We start from the raw sequence: 19,592 nt of genomic DNA, 5'->3' as shown, positions 1-19,592 counted from the left end.
CCGAGTACAAGGAGAAATCGAAAGTGGAATACATCGGTGTGATCGGCGGCGGCACTATGGGTGCCGGAATCGCCGAGGTAGCCGCCCGCGCGGGCGGGTCGGTCCTGGTTCTCGAACGCGACACCGAGACGGCCGACGCCGCCGTCGGGCGAATCGGGACGTCCCTGGCCCGCGCGGTGAAATCCGGCCGCCTCGAACAGTCCGAGGCGGACGCGGCCCGCGCCCGCATCACTGTCACCACGTCGATCGACGATTTCGCCGACCGCGAGCTGGTCATCGAGGCCGCGCCGGAGATCGAATCGCTCAAGGCCGACTTCTTCACCAAGCTGGATGCCATCGTCTCTCCCGAGACCATCCTGGCCACCAATACCTCGTCGATCCCGGTCATCCGGCTGGCCAATGCCACCGCCGACCCGGGCCGGGTAGTGGGTGTGCACTTCTTCAACCCGGTCCCGGTGCTGCCGCTGGTCGAGATTGTCGTGACGCTCAAGACCGAGCGTGCGGTCGTCGACAAGGTGACCACCTACGCCCGCGACGTGCTGGGTAAGCGCACCATCGAATCCAAGGATCAGGCCGGCTTCATCGTCAATGCCCTGCTGATCCCCTACTTGTGCAGCGCGATCCGCATGTTCGAGACCGGTTTCGCCAGCGCCGAGGACATCGACGAGGGTATGGTCAGCGGCTGCGCCCACCCGATGGGTCCGCTGCGCCTGACCGATACTGTCGGCCTGGATGTCACGCTCGCCGTCGCCGAGTCCCTCTACGCCGAGTTCGGCGAACCCCAGTACGCACCGCCGGTGCTGCTGCGCCGCATGGTCGACGCCGGATATCTGGGCCGCAAGACCGGCCGCGGTTTCTACACCTACTGATCCGGCCTGCAATCGGCCGCCCGCGAAGTGTGCGGGCGGCCGGAGCACCGGTCCGCAAGAGCAGCAGGGCATGGCACATAATCGTGCGGATGCCAATCCTTGGCCATCGACAGATGCCGATGCACGCAGTCCTCGGCCATCGGCTCCAACTCGGCGAGGATTTCGCGCTGAGTCAGCTCACGCGTCAATGGTGTTGCCTACCTTTCGGGTTTCGACGAGTTCCATTCCGGTGACGATGCTCATCTCGATCTCGATCTCGATCTCGATCACGGTGTCGGTCACGTCGTCGATCCGAGCCACTCGGATTCGACAATTCGTCCGCGATCGGTCGTTCACGGTCAGATGATCGAGCGGGCGACCGGCCGGCAATGCGCTACTGCTGAACATGATTCGACCGAAAGCCGACTCACTTACCCTCTTCGGCCCGAATCCGTCGGCTCCCATGCCATCACCGCGCTACGCCACCGCCCAGAGCCGAAGGGCCCTGTGATCCAGGGACCGAATGCTCTTCTATCGAGGATGCGGTAAGAATCACACTTCCACGACGCCCGAAGGGGCCCACAGCAGCAGATCGGTTGCCAGGCCTGGAGTTTCATCACGCGTCCGCGGCGGGACTCAGGACAGGCGAGGCCCGCCGTCGCATCCTGAATCAATAGCTGGGTCGGCTGCCGGATGCGGGGTGCGAGCCGGTGTCACGCAGCGATGCCGGTGAGGGAGAAGAATTCCTGGCGGGAACGAGGGTCTTCGCGGAGGCCGCCGAGCAGGGTGGAGGTGACGGTGGTGGTGCCGGCCGCCTGGACGCCGCGCAGGGTCATGCAGGTGTGTTCGGCCTCGATGACGACACCGACTCCCCTGGGCTCGAGGTTTTCGGCGAGCCAGTCGGCGATCTGCTTGGTGATCCGTTCCTGGACCTGAGGCCGACGGGAGAAATGCTCGACGATACGGGCGAGTTTGGACAGTCCGAGGATGCGGTCGCCGGGCAGGTAGCCGACGTGCGCAATGCCGACGAACGGCAGCAGGTGGTGCTCACACACCGACCGCAATGGGATTCGCCGAGCCAGGACGAGTTCGTCGTAACCTTCATCGTTGGGAAAGGTGGTCAGGTCGAAGGGCCGGGGAGTGAATAGTTCGGCATAGGCTCGGGCCATCCGGCCCGGGGTCGCGTGCAGGTGTTCGTCGGTGCCGACACCGAGCGCGGTCAGGAAGTCCCGGGCGGCGCGCTCGGCGGCGGCGAGGTCGATGGTGGCGGGGTCGTGAAGGACCCGTAGGGCGGGGTTCGACACGATGACTAGCTCCCGCCGACGCCGAGTGCGGTGAGCAGCACGAGCACCACGGTGGTGACGGCCAGAACACCGTGTCCGCCGACGATCGCGATCGGGAAGTGTTTCTCGGCCGGTTCCGCTGCTCCGGCCGTCGCGACGTCGGTGGCGGTGCGCGCCCGGTAGACGGGCAGCCAGCGCAGCAGCATGGCGAGCCCGAGCAGAGCCACCGGGATCAGCAGCGCGAAGGCGATCCAGGCGAGAGCGTCGTTGTCGACGGCGAGGTAGACGATCCACACGATCAGTCCGGCCACCGCGAGCAGGAAGTGACCGAATACGACCGGTGGCGGGAGATGACTGGAGCTCGGTTGGCGGGCGCCGCCTTTGGCGATCCAGGTACCGAGCAGGACGAATCCGCCGACGGCGGTGAGCAGCCAGACGATCAGTGCCGCGATGCCCATGATGTCTCCTGACAGGTGAGTAGGGGTGGTTATGTTTCAGCGCCGGTAGCCGGTCGCCTGGGTTGCTTCGTCGGCGACGCGGACGCCGTAGTGGTAGGCGAGCTTGCCGCCGAGGTAGCCCGAGACAGTCAGCACGGCCAGCGCGATGATCGACAGGGCCAGCGGCCCGGCCGGGACGGCGCCGTGCGGGCCGCCGCCGGTGCTGCGCCACCAGAAGCCGAGCGCGTAGGCGACGGTGATGGCCAGATTCAGGCTCATGTGCACCAGCCCGGTTCGGAACGCGGGGGTGCCGGCCGGGATTGCGAACAGGTCCAGGAATCCGACCACGGCGGCGGCCAGCGCCCCGAGGACGCCGACGGCTATCAGCCACCGCGCGCCGCGGGAGAGGAAGTCCGGATCGTCGACGACATGTGAGGCGATGTCGAATACCACGCTCGCCACCCAGGCGCCGATAGGCACGGTGACCAGGATCGGGTGAAACGGATGCCCGTACGGCCCGGCCAGTGCGGCACTGACCGGGTGTTTGGCCTGCTGCATATCAGCGGTCACCACAGCCTCCTCCTATTTACACCAAAGATTATTGGTGTTATTCGCGCCATTGGTCAAGGTGCCCTCATCGGGCGGGTACCCAGTTGGTTTCAACCAATGCAAACGGCGATATTGTGGTCGGGTGACCAGTGAATCGGCGATCACTGCGGTGGCCGCGCTCGACGACGAGTTGCGGCGCGGCATGTACTGGTTCATCCGGCGCGCCGGGCGCCCGGTCACCCGTGACGAGGCAGCCGAGCAGGTGGCGATCTCACGGAAACTGGCCGCGTTCCACCTGGACAAACTTGTCGGCGCGGGTCTGTTGCGCGCCCGCTACGAACAGGTCGGTGGGATCCGCCGGGTGGGACGGGCACCGAAGGTGTACGAGCCCACCGACACCGAAGTGCGCGTGAACATCCCCGAACGCCGCCACGAGGTGCTCGCCGACATCCTGATGGACGCGGTGCTCACCGAGGGCTCCGGCGAGACGGCTCGCGAAGCCGCCGAACGGGTTGCGGCCGAACGCGGCGAGGCTATCGGGCAGGTCATGCGGGATCAGGTTCGGCCGGGACGGCTCGGCACCGAACGCGCTCTCGCCCTACTGCACACGCTGCTCGCCGAGCACGGATTCGAACCGGCCCGCACCGCATCGGACTGCATTCGCCTGCGCAACTGTCCATTCCACCCCTTGGCCGCCCGCGCGCCGGAGCTGGTGTGCGGACTCAACCACGCCTACCTCGCGGGTCTGCTCACCGGACTGCGCGCCGACACCGTCGCTGCGGAACTCGCCCCGAAAGCCGGCGAATGCTGCGTCCAGCTGCGCCCTGCCACCTGAGATGCGCACCTGCGCGGTCACAACGAGCTGCACCCATAATCTGCGGGCAGCAAGGCACTGGAGCCGACCGCGGGGTATCAGCCGCGCACAGTGAAAAACGCCGCGCTGCCGATGCCCGCGACCAGGCAGTAGACAGCGAACGGGGTCAGCTTCTTGGTCTCGAAGTACGAGGTGAGGAACATGACCGAGACATAGGACAGCACGCCCGCGACCACCGAGCCCGCCAGCGCGGGACCGAGAATGTCATGGTTGGCGGGCTTGAACAGTTCGGGCGTCTTGAGCACACCGGCGGCGAGGATGACCGGGGTGGCCAGCAGGAAGGCGAAGCGGGCGGCGTCCTCGTGCCGCAATCCCTTGAACAGGCCCGCCACTATGGTGCTGCCGGAGCGGCTGATGCCCGGGAAAAGCGCTGCGATCTGAGCGGCTCCGATGAGCAGCGCGTCGGTAACGCCGAGTCGGGACAGCCGCACATCGGAAGCGCGGTCCGGATCGGTGATGGGCAGCACGACAGTGTCCTGCATGGAGAGGTCGGCCGGCCGGCCGGCCGGGGTCAGCATCGGCTCACTCTTCGCGCGAGTGCGCAGCAGTTCGGCCGACAGCAGCACGAATCCGTTGATCGCCAGGAACAGCGAGGTCGGTATCGGAGTGCCGAGATAGTTGCGTACAGCCTTCTCTAGTAGTAGTCCGGCCAGGCCGACCGGGATCGTGGCAATAATCAGCAGCACACCCAATCTGGCTTCGGGCGTGCGGATTTCGCGCGTCCGCACCACATCCCACAGGCCGGTGAGGATGCGCACCCAGTCCCGCCAGAAGAAGATGACCAGCGCCAGCGCGGTGGCTACGTGCATGGCGACCAGCAGCGCCAGGTATGGGGAGTCCTTGGCGGACATGTCGAGATCCTTGCCCCACTGCCCACCGATCCAGGCCGGCAATAAAATGCTGTGCCCGAGACTGGACACCGGGAAGAGTTCGCTCACCCCTTGCAGTGCTCCGACGACGATCGATTCCAGATACGTGATGGCCATGCGCTTTCCTGTCGAGGGTCGGGGCGTGAATGCCTGGCTGGTCAGTCCACGCAGGGGATGTTGGATCCGATGCTGGTGGTGACGGGTTTGCCGGAGTCGGGTATCCCGTCGGCCGGTGTGGAGGTGGTGGCACCGGTGGACGAGGTGGTGGAGGTCGGGGTGGTGGCGCTCGATGATGATGTGCCGGAACCCAATTCGTCGGGCATGGTGAAGTCGCCGCCGATCACGATCTTGATGTGGCCGGGGTCGAGATTTTTGGAGGCGGCTGTCGGTAGCCCGCCGAGGAAGTCCGCGGCCTGGGTGGCGTCGGTATCGGCACCGGTGCCGTAGTAGACGACCGAGCTGGAACCATCGGTGTAGGCGGCGTTGCCGATGGTGCCTTTCTGGAATCCCTGGTCGGCCAAGGCTGTCGATACTTTGGCGGCCATACCCGTCGCGCCGCCCGCGTTGACGACGTCGACAATGCTGGTGGGTACGGTCTTGGGCGCGCTCGGCGCAGCGGCCTGCACACCGAAGGCCGTGCGCACCGTTTTTTTGATGGCTGCCGGGTCGATGACGTTGACGTCTTGGCCGTCGATGGTCTGGTATCCCTGCACCGGCAGGGTCTGGAATTCGATTGGAATCGAACCGGCCTTTCCCATGGTCTGCGCGAAGTCGAGCACGTTCCAACCTTGGGAGAGCACCACATCGTTCTGCGCGGCGTTGATCAGTTGCTGCATCTTGCCGATGTTGGTGAGTGTGCCGGACTCCTTCAGTTGTTTGGCGACCGAGGTGAGAAACGCCTGCTGGCGGTGGGTGCGGTCGAGGTCGCCGTTGTCGAGTTCGTGGCGTTGCCGTACGAACGACAGCGCGTTGGCGGCATCGAGGTGCTGGGGTCCGGCCGGGAACACCGCGCCGGAGTAGTACTCGTCGTTGACGGCGTGGTTGAGACAGACATCGACACCGCCGAGGATGCTGGCCAGGTCGTAGAAGCCTACGAGGGACACCTCGGCGAACCGGTTGATCGGTACTCCGGTCAGTGCCTTCACGGTCTGCACGATGGATTCGCGGCCGGCCTCGCGGCCCTGACGTTCCAGTTCGACCTTGTCTTTGACGCCCTGGTTGGCGAGCTTCTGCTCGACCGTCACCTTCTTCAGCCCGTAGGCCTCCTTGATCTTGGCGTGGTCGTAGCCAGGAATGCCGGTGACCGCGACGTAGTCGTCGCGGGGGATGGAGAAGGCGGTGATCTTCTTCAGATCTTTCGGAATGTGCACCAGGATCAGCGAATTGGCGTTGTAGCCGCCCTCGCTGCCGTCACCGGCGTGCAATTGGTCCATGACGTCTTTGGGTAGGTCGTTGCCGTTGCGGTCTTTACGTGTGTCCAGTCCGATGAGCAGGATGTTCATATCGCCGTCGAGCGCGGCGGCGTCTTCGGAACTGATGGCCCCGGACCGGGCGAACCCGTCATCGACGGCGCGCTCGGTGTAGTAGGCGAATCCGGTGCCCGAGACGACGACCACAGCGGTCGCGGCCACCGCTAGGCGGACGGCGGTCCGTGCGACCCTGACCTGCCACGACGACGGTGCGGACCGGGTGCGGCGGTTGGGCCGCACCGGCACATACCGCTCCGTCGGACCCTCGGCAGTGTCGGTCGCCGCCACACGCCGGATCCGAGTACCACCCGAGCTCACCGGCCGCGTACCGGCACCGCGAGTCGCCGTTACCGAGCTCTCACGCCCTGCGCGCGAGCTGCCCGCGCCCGATCTGCCCTGCTCGGCACGCGACTCACCTCCGTCTCCCGCCCGGTGTGAGCGCCGGGCACTCGTAGCGCGGGCGGACACCTCGCGAACCCCTTCGCCAGGCGTTTCCGGCCGAGCATGACGACCGCCAGACCGGGGAACCACGACCGGAATCGGTTCGGTTTCGTCACTCATTCGCCGTCAAGCCTCACATCACCGTGCCGCGCGGAAACCGCCGATACACTCCACCAGGTTCAAGACATCCTGCACGACGTCTGCCAACCAAGCACATCCACACCCGCCACACCCGCACGGCGCGACAGGTCGAACCGCGAAGTTCAGCCGCTGCGGAAACGATCGCGCAGCTGGGGATCGTCCTGCCACCACAGCCTCGGCAGGCCGGGCTCGTCGTCGGCAGTAGAAGTGACCTGACCAGGCGCTTCGGCGGCATCGAGGACGAGATCGACCTCCACGGCCGCAGCCTGTTCGTCGATGGCGAAGGCGCGCATGACCGCCAACAAGAACGGCACACCGAGGATGTCGCCGAGCACCCAGAGGATGCCCGCGCCGATGATCTGATCGGTAGCCCGGCTCGGACCCCATACCCGCCCTAGATCGGTGTAGTACTCCGCGGCGATCGCCGGGCCCAGCCAGAGCACGATCCCGAGCAACCCGTCGCCCAACGTCTCGGCGACGCTGATCACCATCGAGATCATCTGCGGGTACCTGCGCGGCACCGGGTCGGCCTGCAGTCGCGAGTAGAAGTAGAGCAAGCCCACCCCCACCAGCACCAACTGAGTGATCTGATCGACCGCTGGGTGCTGCAGCACGGCGGGATACCACGCGGTCAGATACAGCAGCCACGGCGTGGCCAACATGAGCACCGAGGTGACGGCTGGGTGGGTCAGCACCCGCGCGGACCGGCTGGCCAGTACACGGTCGATGCGGGCTCGGCCGATATCTCCGAGCGCCGCACGCGCCACCGTGACCGGTCGGCCCGATGCCAAACCGAACGGGACAACGAACAGCAGCAATACCACCTGTAATGCCCGGACCCAAAACAACGTGTCGGCGTAGACCCCGACAAAGCTGCCGGTCGCGAGGAACCACAGCACCACGGCGGCCAGGCCGACTATTCGCCGACTCGACTCCACCGCCACACCGTCGCGCACCGCCTGCCGATGCCCGCGTAGGTAGCCGTAGGCGCACGCGCCGACGATCGCGATCGTGACGACATCGAGTCGCCACGACGTGACAGCCGCGGCGAGAGTGAGCGGGGTATCGACCGGAGACACGTGCCCCAGTGTGCCCGAGCCTGGATCGCGACCCCGACCCGGCGCAACCGTGACTCACCCGATGCCGCTGACGCATTGATGTTGCGGACGGAGTGTTCGCGGAACGCACATATGCCCAGACGTCGGCGGTGGGATGCCATATCGTTACGCAGGCCGATCGGTTGGGGAAGCATCAGGCATTCGACTTGCCGAGGTCTGCTATCCGGGGTCCAGGTTTTGTTCAAGGCGATGTCATGGACCGGAAGACCGTTTCGGGTGCGGTCCACGAAATCGAGCAAAGGATAGCTACGAACCAACCCCTGGGCATATAGCTAACATTCGGCCATCTGAGGAAAATATTTAATTAAGATCGATCCGGTAAATCTGCGAACTGGATGTACCTCACATATAGAGTCACCGGCTATGACTGATGTAGAGGTGAGCGAAGGCGGTTATGCCTTTGCGCGCGATATGTGGGCAACTGAGAGGTTGTGGCTGTCACGATCCGTGCGGACCATCCTCGTCGGACTCGCCGGCCAACTGAGCGGACTCGGACCCCAGGCGTGGACTCGCTATGAAGACGGTGAGTTGGAATTCGTGGAGGCGCGTGAGTTCCAACTAGCCCTGCTGCGAGTACACAGTGTGCTCGCGAACGAGATCGACGCCGGGATGTCGGAAGCCGCTGCAGCAGCCCTCGACCACACTGCCGGGCTGGGGGACGTCGCCTCTGTCACGGGCCTGGACCGAGCGCATGCCTATCAGCGCTGGGGCGCCCTTACCGCGGTCGGTGAACGTATCGCGCTCATCATCTCGCAGCCGTGGCCGGATGGCGGCCCGTCTGCCCCCCGGTCCCCTGGCACACTCTACGAGCAAGATCGGCGGTGGTGGCGGGTGAGCAGCGCCGCGAGACGCAACGCCCAATACGCCATAGTTGTCGTCGACCGACTGGTCGAGCGGATATACGGGCTCGACCCGGAAGGATGGCAACCGGATTCCACGGGAGCGCGGTGGGAGTTCCGGGCCTTCGGGTCCCAACCGTTATCGCATATCCATGTCGACCGCGCATACCGAAAGGGTCACCTACCGGTCCGCTTGGGCGACCCCTATCCCGCCCGGCTGGACCGCGCGTGTGTCCCCAGTTACTTCTCGGATGGGCACGAAGGCGACTGAAGCAACGACATCGAGCCATCCCTGACACAATCCGAATGAGAAACGCCGATCAAGGCCTGGAACAGTTAGAGATAAGGGCCGATTTGGTCGACGGCCTCGAGGGGGTGGCCGGCTTGGATGGGTCGGCCGAGGGCTTGCAGTTTCCAGTTGCCGTGTTCGCGGTGGAGTTTGGCGACGAGCATGCCGGTGTGCGGGCCGCCGCTACGCAGGTTTGCGCGGGTGAGTTCGGCGTTGGTGGTGCCGTCGACAAGGCGCCAGAAGGCGTTGCGAACCCGTTCGAAGGTATGCCCGGCGTAGGAGGTGATGACGAAGACCACTGCGGTCACATGGACGGGCAGGCGAGTCAGGTCGACGGCGATGGTCTCATCGTCGCCATCACCTTCACCGGTCAAATTGTCACCGGAGTGGCGGATGGCGCCGTCCCGGGTGCTGAGCTGACCGTGGTAGGAGGCGTCGACGAGGTCCCGGTCGGCGAATACCAGTGCCGAGGCGTCGAGGTCGATCTCGATGACACGGCTGCCCCATCGGCCGTGGACCCGGACGGGGTCCCACCCCAGTGCCATCTTCACGTACGTCAGTTCGGTGCCGCCGTGTTTGACCAGCGCCACATCCTGACCGTCTGCCAGCACTGGTCCCATCGGCACTGGGGATGGGGGCTGCTGCTGGGGGCTGGTGCCGACGGTCACGCCGTGGGCGGACAACAGTGCGGCGAACCCACTCCCATAGCCGTGGCCGACGGCGCGGACTTGCCAACCCGCCGCCGCGCGGTCCACGTCCAGGGCGATCGCTGTCGTTTCGGTGGTCAACCCTTCGATCGTGTACTCGCACAACGGGTATGCGTCGGAGTCGGTGACGGTGACGTGTGGGGATGGATGCCGGTCGAAGCGGGTGGTTTGGTCATCGAGGGTGATGACGATGCGGATGTGGACGACATCCGGCGGGACCGCGCGCAGGTGGATGGCCAGTGCGGCTTGTCCAGGAACCAACTGCACACCGGGGGCGGTGGGCTGGTTGTAGAAGACCAGGTCGCTGTCGGCGTGCACCCGGCCCTGGATGTCCAGTAGCAGCGCGGCCACATCGATGCGGGCGGTGTGATGCACCGACACGTTGATGTCGTCGGCGCCGACTACACCGGTCTGTCCCTGCGTCAGCAGTGCGGCCACTCGACCCACTCTACTTCGATGATCATCACGTCATCGAAAATACCGAGCCGACCAAGGTGTCATGTGCCAGTGATCAGCGCGAGCCTCGGCGGCCGAGGCGCCGTCGACGGACGTTCGGTCATGCGATCGAGCGCAAACGCGCTCCAGGGGTCAGTAGTAATGCCGTCGGCCACCGACCGCACGGCCCATCGACCCCAACAGCAATAGCACGAGCCCGATGACGAGGACCACGATCCCGATGGTCCAGAGGATCGGGATGCCGAATATGAACCCGACGATAAGAAGGATGACTCCGAGAATGATCATGGCCGGCTACCTGTATTCGCTGCGGTATTCGGAGGGCCCGAGAAACCCTCCGGTGCTGGTATCGGTCATGCGCGCAATGCCAGCACGCGTCACTACGCACACCCCGACCACGGCCACGGGAAGAACACGGCCACGGTGATCGACCCGATGTGCTGCATATTCAAGTAGACGCCTCAGGATCGGGGATGTACACCCCCCGTTTATCGAAGCCGCGGCCAGCGCGCGGCGTACCCGATGTTTCGGCCGCTGGGTTGGGGTATTCGCGGCACAGGAGGTGATGGACATGCCCAAGGCATGGTCGGACAAGCGGGAGCGGCAGTTCGAGCACATCAAGGATTCGGAGAAAGAGCAGGGTGCGTCCACCCGGCGGGCGGAGGAGATCGCGGCGCGCACGGTGAACAAGAACCGTGCTCAGTCCGGGGAAGCCGAAACCGCCAGCCGGTCGTCGGTGCGCGACATGTCGCCACAGCGGCGTGGTGGTCTCCGGTCCGGCACCGATCGACCGAAGGGACCAACCCGCGATCAGCTGTACAACGAGGCGAAAAAGCGCAACATCGAGGGGCGCTCGAAGATGACAAAGGGCCAGCTGGCGCAAGCGCTCGGCCGCGTGTGAGCGGATATGGACACAGCGGCTGAGCGACGATGACGCAACCGCGTGGACCGACACCATGAATGAAGACACCGACCCAAAACCCGAGGAGCGCCAAACCCCTGACGAGACGGAGCAGGGCCACAGGGACTTGGTCGCACAACCCCACACCCGCGACGAAGGCGGACCGATCATTACCGCGGAAGCGGCGGCGGCGCGGGCCAGTACAGCGCAGAATCCGCTGGGCAAGCCCGGGCGACGATTCGATCCGCGATCGCCGTTCATGATCGGCATGGCCGGCGCGGCGGGAGTGGCGGTGACTTACGGCGCGATCCAAGCACTGATCGCCGTGAGTCAAGTGCTGGTCTTGATCACCGTCGCGTTGTTCCTGGCAATAGGGTTGGAACCGGTCGTGTCGTGGTTGGTTCGGCCGTGGTTTCCACGATGGGCCGCCGTGACCGCCGTATTCCTGGTCGCGATCGGCTTGCTGGCCGGGTTCCTTGCGGCCGCGATACCGCCGCTGGTGACTCAAGGCAGCGCGCTGGTTCACAACGCTCCGGATTACGTCGACCATCTCGCGCACCGATATCCACTCATCGAGGCGCTCAACACTCGTTTCCATCTACAGGACCGACTCCAGCAAGCGCTCGGGTCCGATCCCTCGAAGCTGGCCGGCGGTGTCCTGGGCGCGGGCCGCCTCGTATTCAGCATCGTCAGCGGCACGGTAGTCGTCGCGGTGCTGACCGGCTACTTCATGGCCAATTTCGCAGAGGTTCGAACTTCGATCTACCGGCTGTTTCCGCACTCGCGCCGACCTCGAGCGATCCTGATCGGCGACGAGATCTTCGTGAAGGTCGGCGGCTACATCCTGGGCAATTTGGTCATTTCACTGATAACCGCGGCATTGACATTCATCTGGCTGCTGATCTTCGACGTGCCCTATCCGCTGTTGCTGGCCGTCCTCGTCGCCGTCCTGGATTTGATCCCGGTGGTGGGCTCCACCCTGGCCGGAATCATCGTGGCCCTGGTCGCACTCACCGTGTCCCTGCCTGTCACGGTGGCCACCATCGTCTTCTTCATCGTCCTGCGGTTATTCGAGGACTACGTACTGGTGCCCAGAATCATCGGCAGAACGGTGCGCGTACCGGCGATCGTGACGGTGGTGTCAGTGTTGCTCGGTGGTGCATTGCTCGGGATCGTCGGTGCCCTGCTCGCGATCCCGGTCGCCGCTGCGGTGCTGCTGATCATCAGTGAGACGGTGTTGCCGTCGCTGGACGAGCGCTAGTGAACGAGGGGGCGGCGGACCGTTCGCATCGCCCTGCTACGGGCGGATGGCCGTGCCGGCCACCCGCCCGTGATGGACGCCGGCGAGCGTCGAGTCAGTGACGAAAGGCGTCCTTGACCTTCTCACCCGCATCCTTCAGGTGGGACTTGGTCTGATCGGCCTTGCCCTCTTGCTTCCTGGCCTCGTCGTCGGTCGCCGCGCCGTACTTCTCCTTGGCCTTACCGGAAAGTCGCTCGGCCTTATTCTTTGCCTTGTCTACAGTGCCCATGATTACGGCCCCATTGTTCGAAGGTGCCCGGCCTACTGGCTCCAGCCGGTCTTCTGGCGGTAACCCGCATTCGGACAGCCAAACAACCAAACAACGCTGCCCTGGATTTGTGCAGGGTTGTTGTCGACGACCGCAGCGACGACCCGCACTCAGCTGTCCAGCATCGAATCAGGCGTTGTCGGACGACTCTGCGGGATCAGCCCCCGGCTTCTTCTGACTTGGCTTCGAGTCCGGATCGACCTTATCCGCGCGCTCCCACTCCTTGTCCAACTCGGTTCGCGAATCCGCCGCCTCGCTGCGATGCACATGCGCCTGCTGGGAAAGTTGCTCGGCCTGCGCCGCTTTGATCTCTCCTTCTGCCTTTGCCGCCCGGCTCCTGGCGGCGGTCTCCTGCGCCCGCGCTTCCCGCTGACCGACCTCGAATTCCCGTTCCGCCGCGCGGTCACGGATGCTCTTGGCTTCGACTCGCTGATGTTCGCGCCGTCTGCGCATCGACCCCCATGCGCCGGCCAGAAGCAAAATAACCACAACGACGACAACAATGATCACGATCACAACGGTGGTGCTCATCTTTCGACTCCTCGCACTCACCCCCCTTTTCCTAACGCCACTCGACTACCCCGGAACTGCGTAAATATGTGAACGGGTGCACGCGGCCGATCCGCCGGGTAGCTACCATCCGCTACCGGTGCACACATCCAGCAGCCGACTGGTGCCGCGCGGTATCCCGGCCTCGTGCAGCGCGTGCATCAGCAGCCGGGTATCGGCCGGTGGCCGGCACCCCACCGGGCGGGCAGATCGACGTCATGAATTCGCAGATCAATCCGCGCCCGGTACGACGGTCGTAGCTCGGGACACTTCGGCCACCTCCGCAAGCAGCGAGGTCCGGCCCGCATGCCAACAGCCCAGCACGTGATCGGTGAAACGCTGTTCGAGCATGGTGGTCGCTTGTATGCCGAAGACCATGGACGCGCGCAGTTCGGGTTCGCGCGCCACCAGATCGCTGATCACGCCGCGGCGCATGAGCTGTTCGTGCACAGCGTCGGCCTCCACATGTTCGCGGTAGAACAGCACACCGGCCGGATCCGCATCAAGCCTGGTCAGGGCATCCACAAGGCGTCGTGAGCCAGGGGATGAGGTGATCTCTACGGCGGCGAAATGCCCCACCCCCGCGCCGCGCAACACACGATGCAGACCGAATAGCGACATCATATTCACCAGGGCCAACATCGGCGCTGGTACAACGTCCAAGTAGTGCAGATAGTCGGGACTCAATCCCGCGCCTTCCAGCAGATCCGCGTAGAGCCGCTGGTGGATGCGGTCCCCGCGCCCGCCACCGAATTCGTCGAATTCGACGGCGACCAGCGCGGCCTTGGCTTGCCCGCGCAACCGCGGAATCAGCCATGCATACGGGTCGGCTTCCTGGTGGTGCAGGATCGAGCGATGGATGAAGTACTCGCGTAGCTGCCACAGCTGTCCTTCGTCACGCAGGAAAGCGCTGAGACCGGCTTCTTCGGCGGGGACGGCGAGCAATTCATCGAGTTCGGCGTCGAGATCGTCACCACCGGCCGTGTCGGCATGCAGTGCGGCCAGGAACCGGCGCTCCAACTCGGCGCGCAGGCCCAGCAGCCCGGGATCCCATTCCCATTCGGCATCCACACCGTCGAAGCCCTCATAGTGCAGCGCGTAGCAGGTGTGCAGCGCCGAGTGCAGGTCTCGATCGTACGGACCGCACGCACGCACGCCGGGGACCGGCGACCCTGCGGGACTGTGCAGGGCATCGACCACCGCCGCCGACAGCTCTCCGCAGGGTCGCGGCAGCGGTCGGCGGGTGCGCGCGATCGGACTTCGCATGGTTCCTCTCAGAGAATCGGACTGCCTCCGGTGATCACCACTGCCTTACCGGGCAGTCGACCGGAGCCGCGGTAGCTGTGCTCAGCCCGATCGGGCACTGGCGATATCTGGTCCTGGCGCCCAGGCGGTTTCTGCCGCTGTTCGGGAAATCCCATGATCGATCGTCCTCTCAGGCGCTTTCGTCTTGCGGATACCCGCACGCGGGCGGCCGAACCAGTGCGGCGGGCACCGCTCGGTGCCGGGACGTGATCCGGCACCCGCGGTCAGGGGTTACTCGGGAAGTACTCCGTCTGCTGAGATGCCCAGATCGCGGTCATAGTCGAGCGATCGTGCCGATGGCTCATCGGTTCGGACCGCCTCTTCTTCCGCGGGTCGCTCGGCGGGCGGCGGCACGGGCTCTATATCGGGTGCCTCCTCGGCCAGGCGTTCATCCAGACCGCGAGTGTGGGCCTGTTCCCACTCGGTCATGCCGTACGCGGTGGCCCCGGTCCAGTGATCGGGAGGATCCATGCCCGCCTCGAGTGGGTCCGTGTGCAAGCGGTCCTCGTCCAGGTCCTCGGCGCTACTCAATGCCGCGCCATCGGATTCGACGCTGTCCGGCGCGCCGGTGTCCTGCGGCGGATCCCATGAGCTGTTCGGATCGGTCATGACAGATCGCTCCTTCCGCTGTCGCGTTCGCGAACGCCCGACGTCGCCACGTGCGGCGGCACGATCAGGCCTGTCGTTGTGGCCCTACCCGAGGTACCCGGAACCAATCCGATATCGCCGCACCGCATCGGTCCGCCCCAGTCGAAGCGACTTCGCGGGCCGCGTACTCGGTACCAAGGTGTGGCCGCTGTCCGCCGGCTTCATCCGCGCTGTCCGTAAGCGGCACAAGACGTCGCGATACCAATGCATGACGACAGCCAGCGCCGAGCGAACTCGAAGCACCCTCGGTGCCGGAGCGGCCGATGACGTGCCCGGGCTCGTACGACGAATGTGGCCCGGCTCGGCATCCATGCTCGGTGTTGCTGTCGAGGGGTGGATCGAGCCGATAATTAGACGGTGAATAAGATCGTAGCCGGTCGGAAAGACGCGACCGACGCCGTCGACAAGGCCTTCGGCGGTGCTCCCCTGACCATCGGCAGTTTCCGATTCTGGTTCGCCGACCAACGCTGGGAATGGTCCGACGAGGTCGCCGCGATGCACGGCTACGCCCCCGGCACCATCGCGCCGACGACACGAACGGTGCTAGCGCACAAACACCCCGACGACCGTGACCAAGTGGCCGAGTCCATCACCCTGGCCGTACAGACCGGTGAGCCGTTCTCGAGCAGACACCGCATCATCGATACCGCGGGCCGAATCCACGAGGTCATCGTCGTCGGCGATCGCCTGCTCGACGACTCCGGATCCGTCGTCGGCACCGACGGTTACTACATCGACCTCACCGAAACCCTGGCCGAACAGCGCCAGACCGCTCTCGATGAAACCCTGCCCGACCTGCTCGAAACACGCGCGGTCATCGAACAGGCCAAGGGCGCGTTGATGTTCGCCTACGCCATCACCGCCGAACAAGCCTTCCGAGTACTGCGCTGGCGATCCCAGGAAACCAACACAAAACTCCGCGAGCTCGCCACACAGCTGATCGCCGAACTACCCGCCCTCGGTGCAGCCCCGCCACACCGACGCACCCAACTCGACCACCTACTGCTGACCGTGCACGAACGAATCACACCGATCTGACCTCGATGCCCGCCTGCCGGGGGTTATCCGGCCGCTGCGACGAGTTGCCCGTCGACCTCAGCGTGCCCCGCACGTCCCCGTGGGGGTGTACTGGCAGGGGTTCTCGGTGCGGCCCTGGTACTGATCGTGGCCGTCGCTGTTGGAGCGCAGTCCGTAACCGTAACCAGTATTGCGCTGGCTGTGGTCGTTGCTGTTGGGGCGCGTTCCCGCTCCGTAGCCGTGACCGGCCCCGGAGCTGTGTGAATCCCGAGGCTCGGCCGAAGCCGCGAACAGGTGCGGTGCGGCGATCGTCAGCATCACCAGCGCGATGGCGAACAGCGTCGCGACCACCATACGACGCAGGGTCCAGAACTTCGTCGCGATCTCCATGAGATTATCTTCCCCTCAATTAATGTACCGCTATATAACGACACATTAATCAATGGCGCGACGCAATGGAATGGCGCCGGTTTCCCGGATTCGTGGTCACGCGCCAACAGCGGTCAGGCCAGCGTGAGAAAGAGCTTCTCGAGTTCGTCGACGGTCATCGGTTCCGAACCGTCGGCCGTTTCCCGAGTCAGGCAGTCGCGCAGCCCGCTGGCGACGATCTTGAAGCCCGCGCGGTCCAGCGCGCGCGATACCGCGGCGAGTTGGGTGACGACGTCCTTGCAGTCGCGGCCCTGTTCGATCATCGAGATCACGCCCGCGAGCTGTCCGTGCGCGCGGCGCAGGCGGTTGAGCACCTGGGCGATGCTCTCCTCGTCACCAACCATGAGACCTTCTCCTCGACTTGCCTCGACCGAACAAACAAGTATACCCCTTGGGGTATGTATGCAGTGCAGGATAGCCAGCCGCCGCACGGCCAGTGCACGCGTCCGCGCAGGCCACAGCGACCTTTCGGGTGGCGCGGCTTCCTGCCCCGACAGCCATATATTCCGACATCCGGCCTGACGCGTCGGTCGTTTCTCGGCGCACACGGAGACCCCAGCCGTAGCTGGGGTCTCCCGTGGTTACGCCGACCGTTGTGCGAGTCGAAACCTCTGCACCCCGGCCTCGATAGTGAGCCTGCCACACTTGCCGGGAATCGTCGCGTCGAGTGCGGCAGCTGCGGGGCGTCGCCGCGCGCTTGCATCTGTAAGCCCGGCTGAATCGCGCTCGACCAGGCAGTACCCGTCGATCCGAGCCCGTTTTACATGATGAAACAGCGACATCGTGGTCGTCCCGTGTCCAAACCGTTCGACTCGCAACGCAGGGTTCGCGATGGCAGCCCCGCCGGATCATGAAGCCGCCAGGACCTTTTCGCACTCTGACACCGAGCGGCGCGGTCTTTCGCAACGCGTCCTCACTCGCCGCCGACAACAAGGTGGTCGACTCCCTCTTCGCCGACTACGTGCGCACCACGCCGGGCATCATGGTGCTTCGGGTGCAGTAATCGCTGGGCACACGAACCGGCCAAAACGACAGCGGGCGAGTAGCTTTCGGCGGTGACGGCCGAATTCGTCGGTCGGCGTGGTCATCGATCGCCACAGACGACCGGTCCGCTGCCCGTAGGCACCGGTGAGTCTGCCGGGTCCGGCATGGTCATCGACAGCGCGGGGATGCCGTGGATCCAGGACATCGGTCCTGGGGTCGTCGCTGTCGAGCACCGATATCAACGGGCAGGCCGGGCACTATTCCGGGGCGTGATCAGCCCGAGGTCGGCGTCGTAGCGGCGGTACAGCAGGTGCCCGCGGCGGCTGGCGGAATCGATGAAGAACAGATATGGCAGGCCCAGGCTGCACAGCCGGTCCACTGCCGCGGCCTCGGACAACTCCGCGACCGGCTTCGATTCAGTCCATGCGGCGCTCGGTGATCGGAGCAGCCCGATACCGGCGGGACCGCCACGGTAAACGATCGCGTCGGCGCCGGTTTCGGCGTCGATGAACAGGTGCGCGTCATAATCCATCGCGTCCAGTACCGCGGCCGCCGCATGGGGTGGGCCGACGAGCAGCGAGCAATTCTTGCGGCGGGTGATCGTGCCGCCGCCGGATGCCTCGAGCAGTCGCCGCATCGGTTCCCGCTCGGGCACCACCCGTTCCTTGGTCGTCAATCGCTTGATCAGCCGATCCAGCCGCTGCACGACCGGCAGCACCATGCGCGGACCCGGAGTAATCGTCTGCACGCGCGCCGCAATACCGTTCACGCACAGGTTTACCTGTACCAACTGTTTGTCGCCGCGACAATTCGCGCGGACGACCCGCACCCGGGCACCACCGTCGATCCCGGTTCGGGTGAGCAATCGCCCGACCGCCCCGGCCACGCGCTCGAGTTCCAACTCCGCGATCGGTCCGCGCGGAAATACGACAATGTCGGGGAAGGCCGGTGTCGACCAGTTCCCTGACGCACTCATGACGACCTCGCTATTCGATTTTGCTGAATTCCGACCCACTGGAGTCGATGGCAACATCCTCGATATAGGCGACGGGAGGGCCGAAAGTCACTGCCCCACCCGACCTTCGACACCCCACGGTTACCACCACCAACGCATGGCGATCAACCGTCCAAATGTGCCTACGGGCAGGGCTAGGCTGAAGTGACCTGGGAGGTATGTGCGATGACGAGCGTTTTCCTGGTCGATGACCATCAGATCGTGCGTCGCGGTGTGAAGGATCTGATCGATACCGAGTCCGATCTCGAGGTCGTCGGTGAGGCGGGTACGGTGTCGCAGGCCTTGGCGCGCATTCCCGCGCTGCGCCCGGACGTCGCGGTCCTCGATGTGCGACTGCCCGACGGAAATGGCATCGAGCTGTGCCGTGAACTGCTGGATCAGCATCCCGGGCTGCGGTGTCTGATACTCACCTCGTTCACCGATGAGCAGGCCATGCTCGATGCCATCCTGGCCGGGGCCAGCGGCTATGTGGTCAAGGACATCGACACCATCGAGCTGGTCGAGGCCATTCGCGAAGTCGGCGCGGGCAAGTCGCTGCTCGACAATCGCGCGGCCGCGGCTCTCATGACGAAATTGCGCGAGGAGGCCGAGACGACAACGGGGCCGCTGGCCACCCTGAGCGAACAGGAACGGACCCTGCTCGGCCTGCTCGGTGAAGGGTTGACGAACCGGCAGATCGCCGGCCGGATGTACCTTGCCGAGAAAACCGTGAAGAACTATGTGTCCCGACTGCTGACCAAACTCGGGGTCGAACGCCGCACCCAGGCCGCGGTACTGGCTTCGAAACTCGAGGCGCCGACAAAACCGGAATAAGGGGTACCCAGCAGCGCCCAATGGCAGACCCGGGCGTGCGAAG

Annotated in this window: 23 protein-coding genes and 1 pseudogene; 8 read left to right on the top strand and 16 right to left on the bottom strand. The window is 65.1% G+C overall.

Annotated features, from left to right (window positions below):
- Positions 1 to 23 precede the first annotated feature (23 nt).
- Positions 24 to 869 (top strand): 3-hydroxybutyryl-CoA dehydrogenase, encoded by an 846-nt coding sequence (locus tag ACW2Q0_RS10295; protein WP_457188595.1) that lies wholly within the window; start codon positions 24 to 26, stop codon positions 867 to 869.
- Positions 870 to 940: 71 nt separating this feature from the next.
- On the opposite strand, the pseudogene ACW2Q0_RS10290 reads toward ACW2Q0_RS10295, so the two are convergent.
- The 4 genes and pseudogenes from ACW2Q0_RS10290 to ACW2Q0_RS10275 form a co-directional block, all read right to left on the bottom strand.
- Positions 941 to 1,057: pseudogene (locus ACW2Q0_RS10290) on the bottom strand (acyl-ACP desaturase); the annotation flags it as partial.
- 504 nt (positions 1,058 to 1,561) lie between these two features.
- On the bottom strand, positions 1,562 to 2,152 hold the full coding sequence (gene folE, locus ACW2Q0_RS10285) for a GTP cyclohydrolase I FolE (RefSeq protein WP_457188593.1): 591 nt from the start codon (positions 2,150 to 2,152) through the stop codon (positions 1,562 to 1,564).
- Positions 2,153 to 2,157: 5 nt separating this feature from the next.
- Positions 2,158 to 2,589, bottom strand: coding sequence for a hypothetical protein (locus ACW2Q0_RS10280; RefSeq protein WP_457188591.1), 432 nt, complete (start codon positions 2,587 to 2,589; stop codon positions 2,158 to 2,160).
- 36 nt (positions 2,590 to 2,625) lie between these two features.
- Positions 2,626 to 3,138, bottom strand: coding sequence for a DUF2231 domain-containing protein (locus tag ACW2Q0_RS10275; RefSeq protein WP_457188589.1), 513 nt, complete (start codon positions 3,136 to 3,138; stop codon positions 2,626 to 2,628).
- A gap of 121 nt (positions 3,139 to 3,259) precedes the next feature.
- On the opposite strand from ACW2Q0_RS10275, the gene ACW2Q0_RS10270 reads away from it, so the two are divergent.
- Positions 3,260 to 3,952 (top strand): helix-turn-helix transcriptional regulator, encoded by a 693-nt coding sequence (locus tag ACW2Q0_RS10270; protein ID WP_457188586.1) that lies wholly within the window; start codon positions 3,260 to 3,262, stop codon positions 3,950 to 3,952.
- 77 nt (positions 3,953 to 4,029) lie between these two features.
- Here the strand turns inward: ACW2Q0_RS10270 and ACW2Q0_RS10265 are convergent, their stop codons facing one another.
- The 3 genes from ACW2Q0_RS10265 to ACW2Q0_RS10255 all read right to left on the bottom strand — a co-directional run bounded on the left by ACW2Q0_RS10265 (position 4,030) and on the right by ACW2Q0_RS10255 (position 7,990).
- Positions 4,030 to 4,977: an undecaprenyl-diphosphate phosphatase gene (locus ACW2Q0_RS10265; protein ID WP_457188584.1), complete on the bottom strand. Its 948-nt coding sequence runs from the start codon at positions 4,975 to 4,977 to the stop codon at positions 4,030 to 4,032.
- A 41-nt stretch (positions 4,978 to 5,018) separates the two neighbouring features.
- Complete coding sequence (locus ACW2Q0_RS10260) at positions 5,019 to 6,890, bottom strand: LCP family protein (RefSeq protein WP_457188582.1); 1,872 nt, start codon at positions 6,888 to 6,890, stop codon at positions 5,019 to 5,021.
- 143 nt (positions 6,891 to 7,033) lie between these two features.
- Positions 7,034 to 7,990, bottom strand: a complete 957-nt coding sequence (locus tag ACW2Q0_RS10255; protein WP_457188580.1) for a cytochrome c oxidase assembly protein — start codon at positions 7,988 to 7,990, stop codon at positions 7,034 to 7,036.
- A gap of 402 nt (positions 7,991 to 8,392) precedes the next feature.
- Here ACW2Q0_RS10255 and ACW2Q0_RS10250 point away from each other — a divergent pair, with 402 nt between their 5' ends.
- On the top strand, positions 8,393 to 9,139 hold the full coding sequence (locus ACW2Q0_RS10250) for a hypothetical protein (RefSeq protein WP_457188578.1): 747 nt from the start codon (positions 8,393 to 8,395) through the stop codon (positions 9,137 to 9,139).
- 65 nt (positions 9,140 to 9,204) lie between these two features.
- Here ACW2Q0_RS10250 and ACW2Q0_RS10245 read toward each other — a convergent pair whose 3' ends face one another.
- A complete protein-coding gene (locus tag ACW2Q0_RS10245; RefSeq protein ID WP_457188576.1) occupies positions 9,205 to 10,302 on the bottom strand; it encodes a TerD family protein in 1,098 nt (365 codons plus the stop codon).
- Positions 10,303 to 10,452: 150 nt separating this feature from the next.
- Complete coding sequence (locus tag ACW2Q0_RS10240) at positions 10,453 to 10,608, bottom strand: DUF6131 family protein (RefSeq protein ID WP_457188575.1); 156 nt, start codon at positions 10,606 to 10,608, stop codon at positions 10,453 to 10,455.
- Between the two features lie 283 nt (positions 10,609 to 10,891).
- Between ACW2Q0_RS10240 and ACW2Q0_RS10235 the strand changes: the two genes are divergently transcribed.
- Positions 10,892 to 11,221, top strand: coding sequence for a plasmid stabilization protein (locus tag ACW2Q0_RS10235; protein ID WP_457188573.1), 330 nt, complete (start codon positions 10,892 to 10,894; stop codon positions 11,219 to 11,221).
- Between the two features lie 55 nt (positions 11,222 to 11,276).
- Positions 11,277 to 12,482, top strand: a complete 1,206-nt coding sequence (locus ACW2Q0_RS10230; RefSeq protein ID WP_457188571.1) for an AI-2E family transporter — start codon at positions 11,277 to 11,279, stop codon at positions 12,480 to 12,482.
- A gap of 94 nt (positions 12,483 to 12,576) precedes the next feature.
- Here ACW2Q0_RS10230 and ACW2Q0_RS10225 read toward each other — a convergent pair whose 3' ends face one another.
- The 4 genes from ACW2Q0_RS10225 to ACW2Q0_RS10210 form a co-directional block, all read right to left on the bottom strand.
- Positions 12,577 to 12,750: a CsbD family protein gene (locus ACW2Q0_RS10225; RefSeq protein ID WP_457188569.1), complete on the bottom strand. Its 174-nt coding sequence runs from the start codon at positions 12,748 to 12,750 to the stop codon at positions 12,577 to 12,579.
- Positions 12,751 to 12,918: 168 nt separating this feature from the next.
- Positions 12,919 to 13,320, bottom strand: coding sequence for a hypothetical protein (locus ACW2Q0_RS10220; protein ID WP_457188567.1), 402 nt, complete (start codon positions 13,318 to 13,320; stop codon positions 12,919 to 12,921).
- Positions 13,321 to 13,569: 249 nt separating this feature from the next.
- Entirely contained in the window at positions 13,570 to 14,604 is a 1,035-nt protein-coding gene (locus ACW2Q0_RS10215; RefSeq protein WP_457188565.1) for an iron-containing redox enzyme family protein, read from the bottom strand.
- 270 nt (positions 14,605 to 14,874) lie between these two features.
- Positions 14,875 to 15,252, bottom strand: a complete 378-nt coding sequence (locus ACW2Q0_RS10210) for a hypothetical protein (RefSeq protein ID WP_457188563.1) — start codon at positions 15,250 to 15,252, stop codon at positions 14,875 to 14,877.
- A 465-nt stretch (positions 15,253 to 15,717) separates the two neighbouring features.
- Here ACW2Q0_RS10210 and ACW2Q0_RS10205 point away from each other — a divergent pair, with 465 nt between their 5' ends.
- On the top strand, positions 15,718 to 16,329 hold the full coding sequence (locus ACW2Q0_RS10205; protein WP_457188860.1) for a PAS and ANTAR domain-containing protein: 612 nt from the start codon (positions 15,718 to 15,720) through the stop codon (positions 16,327 to 16,329).
- 57 nt (positions 16,330 to 16,386) lie between these two features.
- Here the strand turns inward: ACW2Q0_RS10205 and ACW2Q0_RS10200 are convergent, their stop codons facing one another.
- Together ACW2Q0_RS10200 and ACW2Q0_RS10195 are read right to left on the bottom strand one after the other, a co-directional pair.
- Positions 16,387 to 16,698 carry a hypothetical protein gene (locus ACW2Q0_RS10200; protein ID WP_457188561.1) on the bottom strand — a complete coding sequence of 104 codons (312 nt, stop codon included), beginning with the start codon at positions 16,696 to 16,698 and terminating at the stop codon, positions 16,387 to 16,389.
- Between the two features lie 113 nt (positions 16,699 to 16,811).
- Entirely contained in the window at positions 16,812 to 17,081 is a 270-nt protein-coding gene (locus ACW2Q0_RS10195; RefSeq protein ID WP_457188560.1) for a metal-sensitive transcriptional regulator, read from the bottom strand.
- Positions 17,082 to 17,587: 506 nt separating this feature from the next.
- Here ACW2Q0_RS10195 and ACW2Q0_RS10190 point away from each other — a divergent pair.
- Positions 17,588 to 17,740 (top strand): N-acetylmuramoyl-L-alanine amidase-like domain-containing protein, encoded by a 153-nt coding sequence (locus tag ACW2Q0_RS10190; protein ID WP_457188558.1) that lies wholly within the window; start codon positions 17,588 to 17,590, stop codon positions 17,738 to 17,740.
- 219 nt (positions 17,741 to 17,959) lie between these two features.
- Here ACW2Q0_RS10190 and ACW2Q0_RS10185 read toward each other — a convergent pair whose 3' ends face one another.
- The gene (locus ACW2Q0_RS10185) at positions 17,960 to 18,697 is read right to left on the bottom strand and encodes a sigma 54 modulation/S30EA ribosomal C-terminal domain-containing protein (RefSeq protein WP_457188556.1); all 738 of its coding nucleotides are present in this window, start codon (positions 18,695 to 18,697) and stop codon (positions 17,960 to 17,962) included.
- A gap of 204 nt (positions 18,698 to 18,901) precedes the next feature.
- On the opposite strand from ACW2Q0_RS10185, the gene ACW2Q0_RS10180 reads away from it, so the two are divergent.
- A complete protein-coding gene (locus ACW2Q0_RS10180) occupies positions 18,902 to 19,549 on the top strand; it encodes a response regulator transcription factor (protein ID WP_457188554.1) in 648 nt (215 codons plus the stop codon).
- Positions 19,550 to 19,592 lie beyond the last annotated feature (43 nt).

This window comes from Nocardia citri (assembly GCF_054065835.1).
The sequence above is the reverse complement of the archived record's forward strand: the minus strand, read 5'-3'. Positions and strand labels throughout refer to the sequence as shown.

What these genes read in the sequence shown, in the direction of transcription:
- ACW2Q0_RS10280 (WP_457188591.1), bottom strand. Translation starts at nt 2,589, where the DNA reads ATGGGCATCGCGGCACTGATCGTCTGGCTGCTCACCGCCGTCGGCGGA.
- ACW2Q0_RS10200 (WP_457188561.1), bottom strand. Translation starts at nt 16,698, where the DNA reads ATGGAGATCGCGACGAAGTTCTGGACCCTGCGTCGTATGGTGGTCGCG.
- ACW2Q0_RS10215 (WP_457188565.1), bottom strand. Translation starts at nt 14,604, where the DNA reads ATGCGAAGTCCGATCGCGCGCACCCGCCGACCGCTGCCGCGACCCTGC.
- ACW2Q0_RS10235 (WP_457188573.1), top strand. Translation starts at nt 10,892, where the DNA reads ATGCCCAAGGCATGGTCGGACAAGCGGGAGCGGCAGTTCGAGCACATC.
- ACW2Q0_RS10190 (WP_457188558.1), top strand. Translation starts at nt 17,588, where the DNA reads ATGAAGCCGCCAGGACCTTTTCGCACTCTGACACCGAGCGGCGCGGTC.
- ACW2Q0_RS10250 (WP_457188578.1), top strand. Translation starts at nt 8,393, where the DNA reads ATGACTGATGTAGAGGTGAGCGAAGGCGGTTATGCCTTTGCGCGCGAT.
- ACW2Q0_RS10230 (WP_457188571.1), top strand. Translation starts at nt 11,277, where the DNA reads ATGAATGAAGACACCGACCCAAAACCCGAGGAGCGCCAAACCCCTGAC.
- ACW2Q0_RS10180 (WP_457188554.1), top strand. Translation starts at nt 18,902, where the DNA reads ATGACGAGCGTTTTCCTGGTCGATGACCATCAGATCGTGCGTCGCGGT.
- ACW2Q0_RS10225 (WP_457188569.1), bottom strand. Translation starts at nt 12,750, where the DNA reads ATGGGCACTGTAGACAAGGCAAAGAATAAGGCCGAGCGACTTTCCGGT.
- ACW2Q0_RS10210 (WP_457188563.1), bottom strand. Translation starts at nt 15,252, where the DNA reads ATGACCGATCCGAACAGCTCATGGGATCCGCCGCAGGACACCGGCGCG.
- ACW2Q0_RS10265 (WP_457188584.1), bottom strand. Translation starts at nt 4,977, where the DNA reads ATGGCCATCACGTATCTGGAATCGATCGTCGTCGGAGCACTGCAAGGG.
- ACW2Q0_RS10195 (WP_457188560.1), bottom strand. Translation starts at nt 17,081, where the DNA reads ATGGTTGGTGACGAGGAGAGCATCGCCCAGGTGCTCAACCGCCTGCGC.
- ACW2Q0_RS10260 (WP_457188582.1), bottom strand. Translation starts at nt 6,890, where the DNA reads ATGAGTGACGAAACCGAACCGATTCCGGTCGTGGTTCCCCGGTCTGGC.
- ACW2Q0_RS10240 (WP_457188575.1), bottom strand. Translation starts at nt 10,608, where the DNA reads ATGATCATTCTCGGAGTCATCCTTCTTATCGTCGGGTTCATATTCGGC.
- ACW2Q0_RS10185 (WP_457188556.1), bottom strand. Translation starts at nt 18,697, where the DNA reads ATGAGTGCGTCAGGGAACTGGTCGACACCGGCCTTCCCCGACATTGTC.
- ACW2Q0_RS10220 (WP_457188567.1), bottom strand. Translation starts at nt 13,320, where the DNA reads ATGAGCACCACCGTTGTGATCGTGATCATTGTTGTCGTCGTTGTGGTT.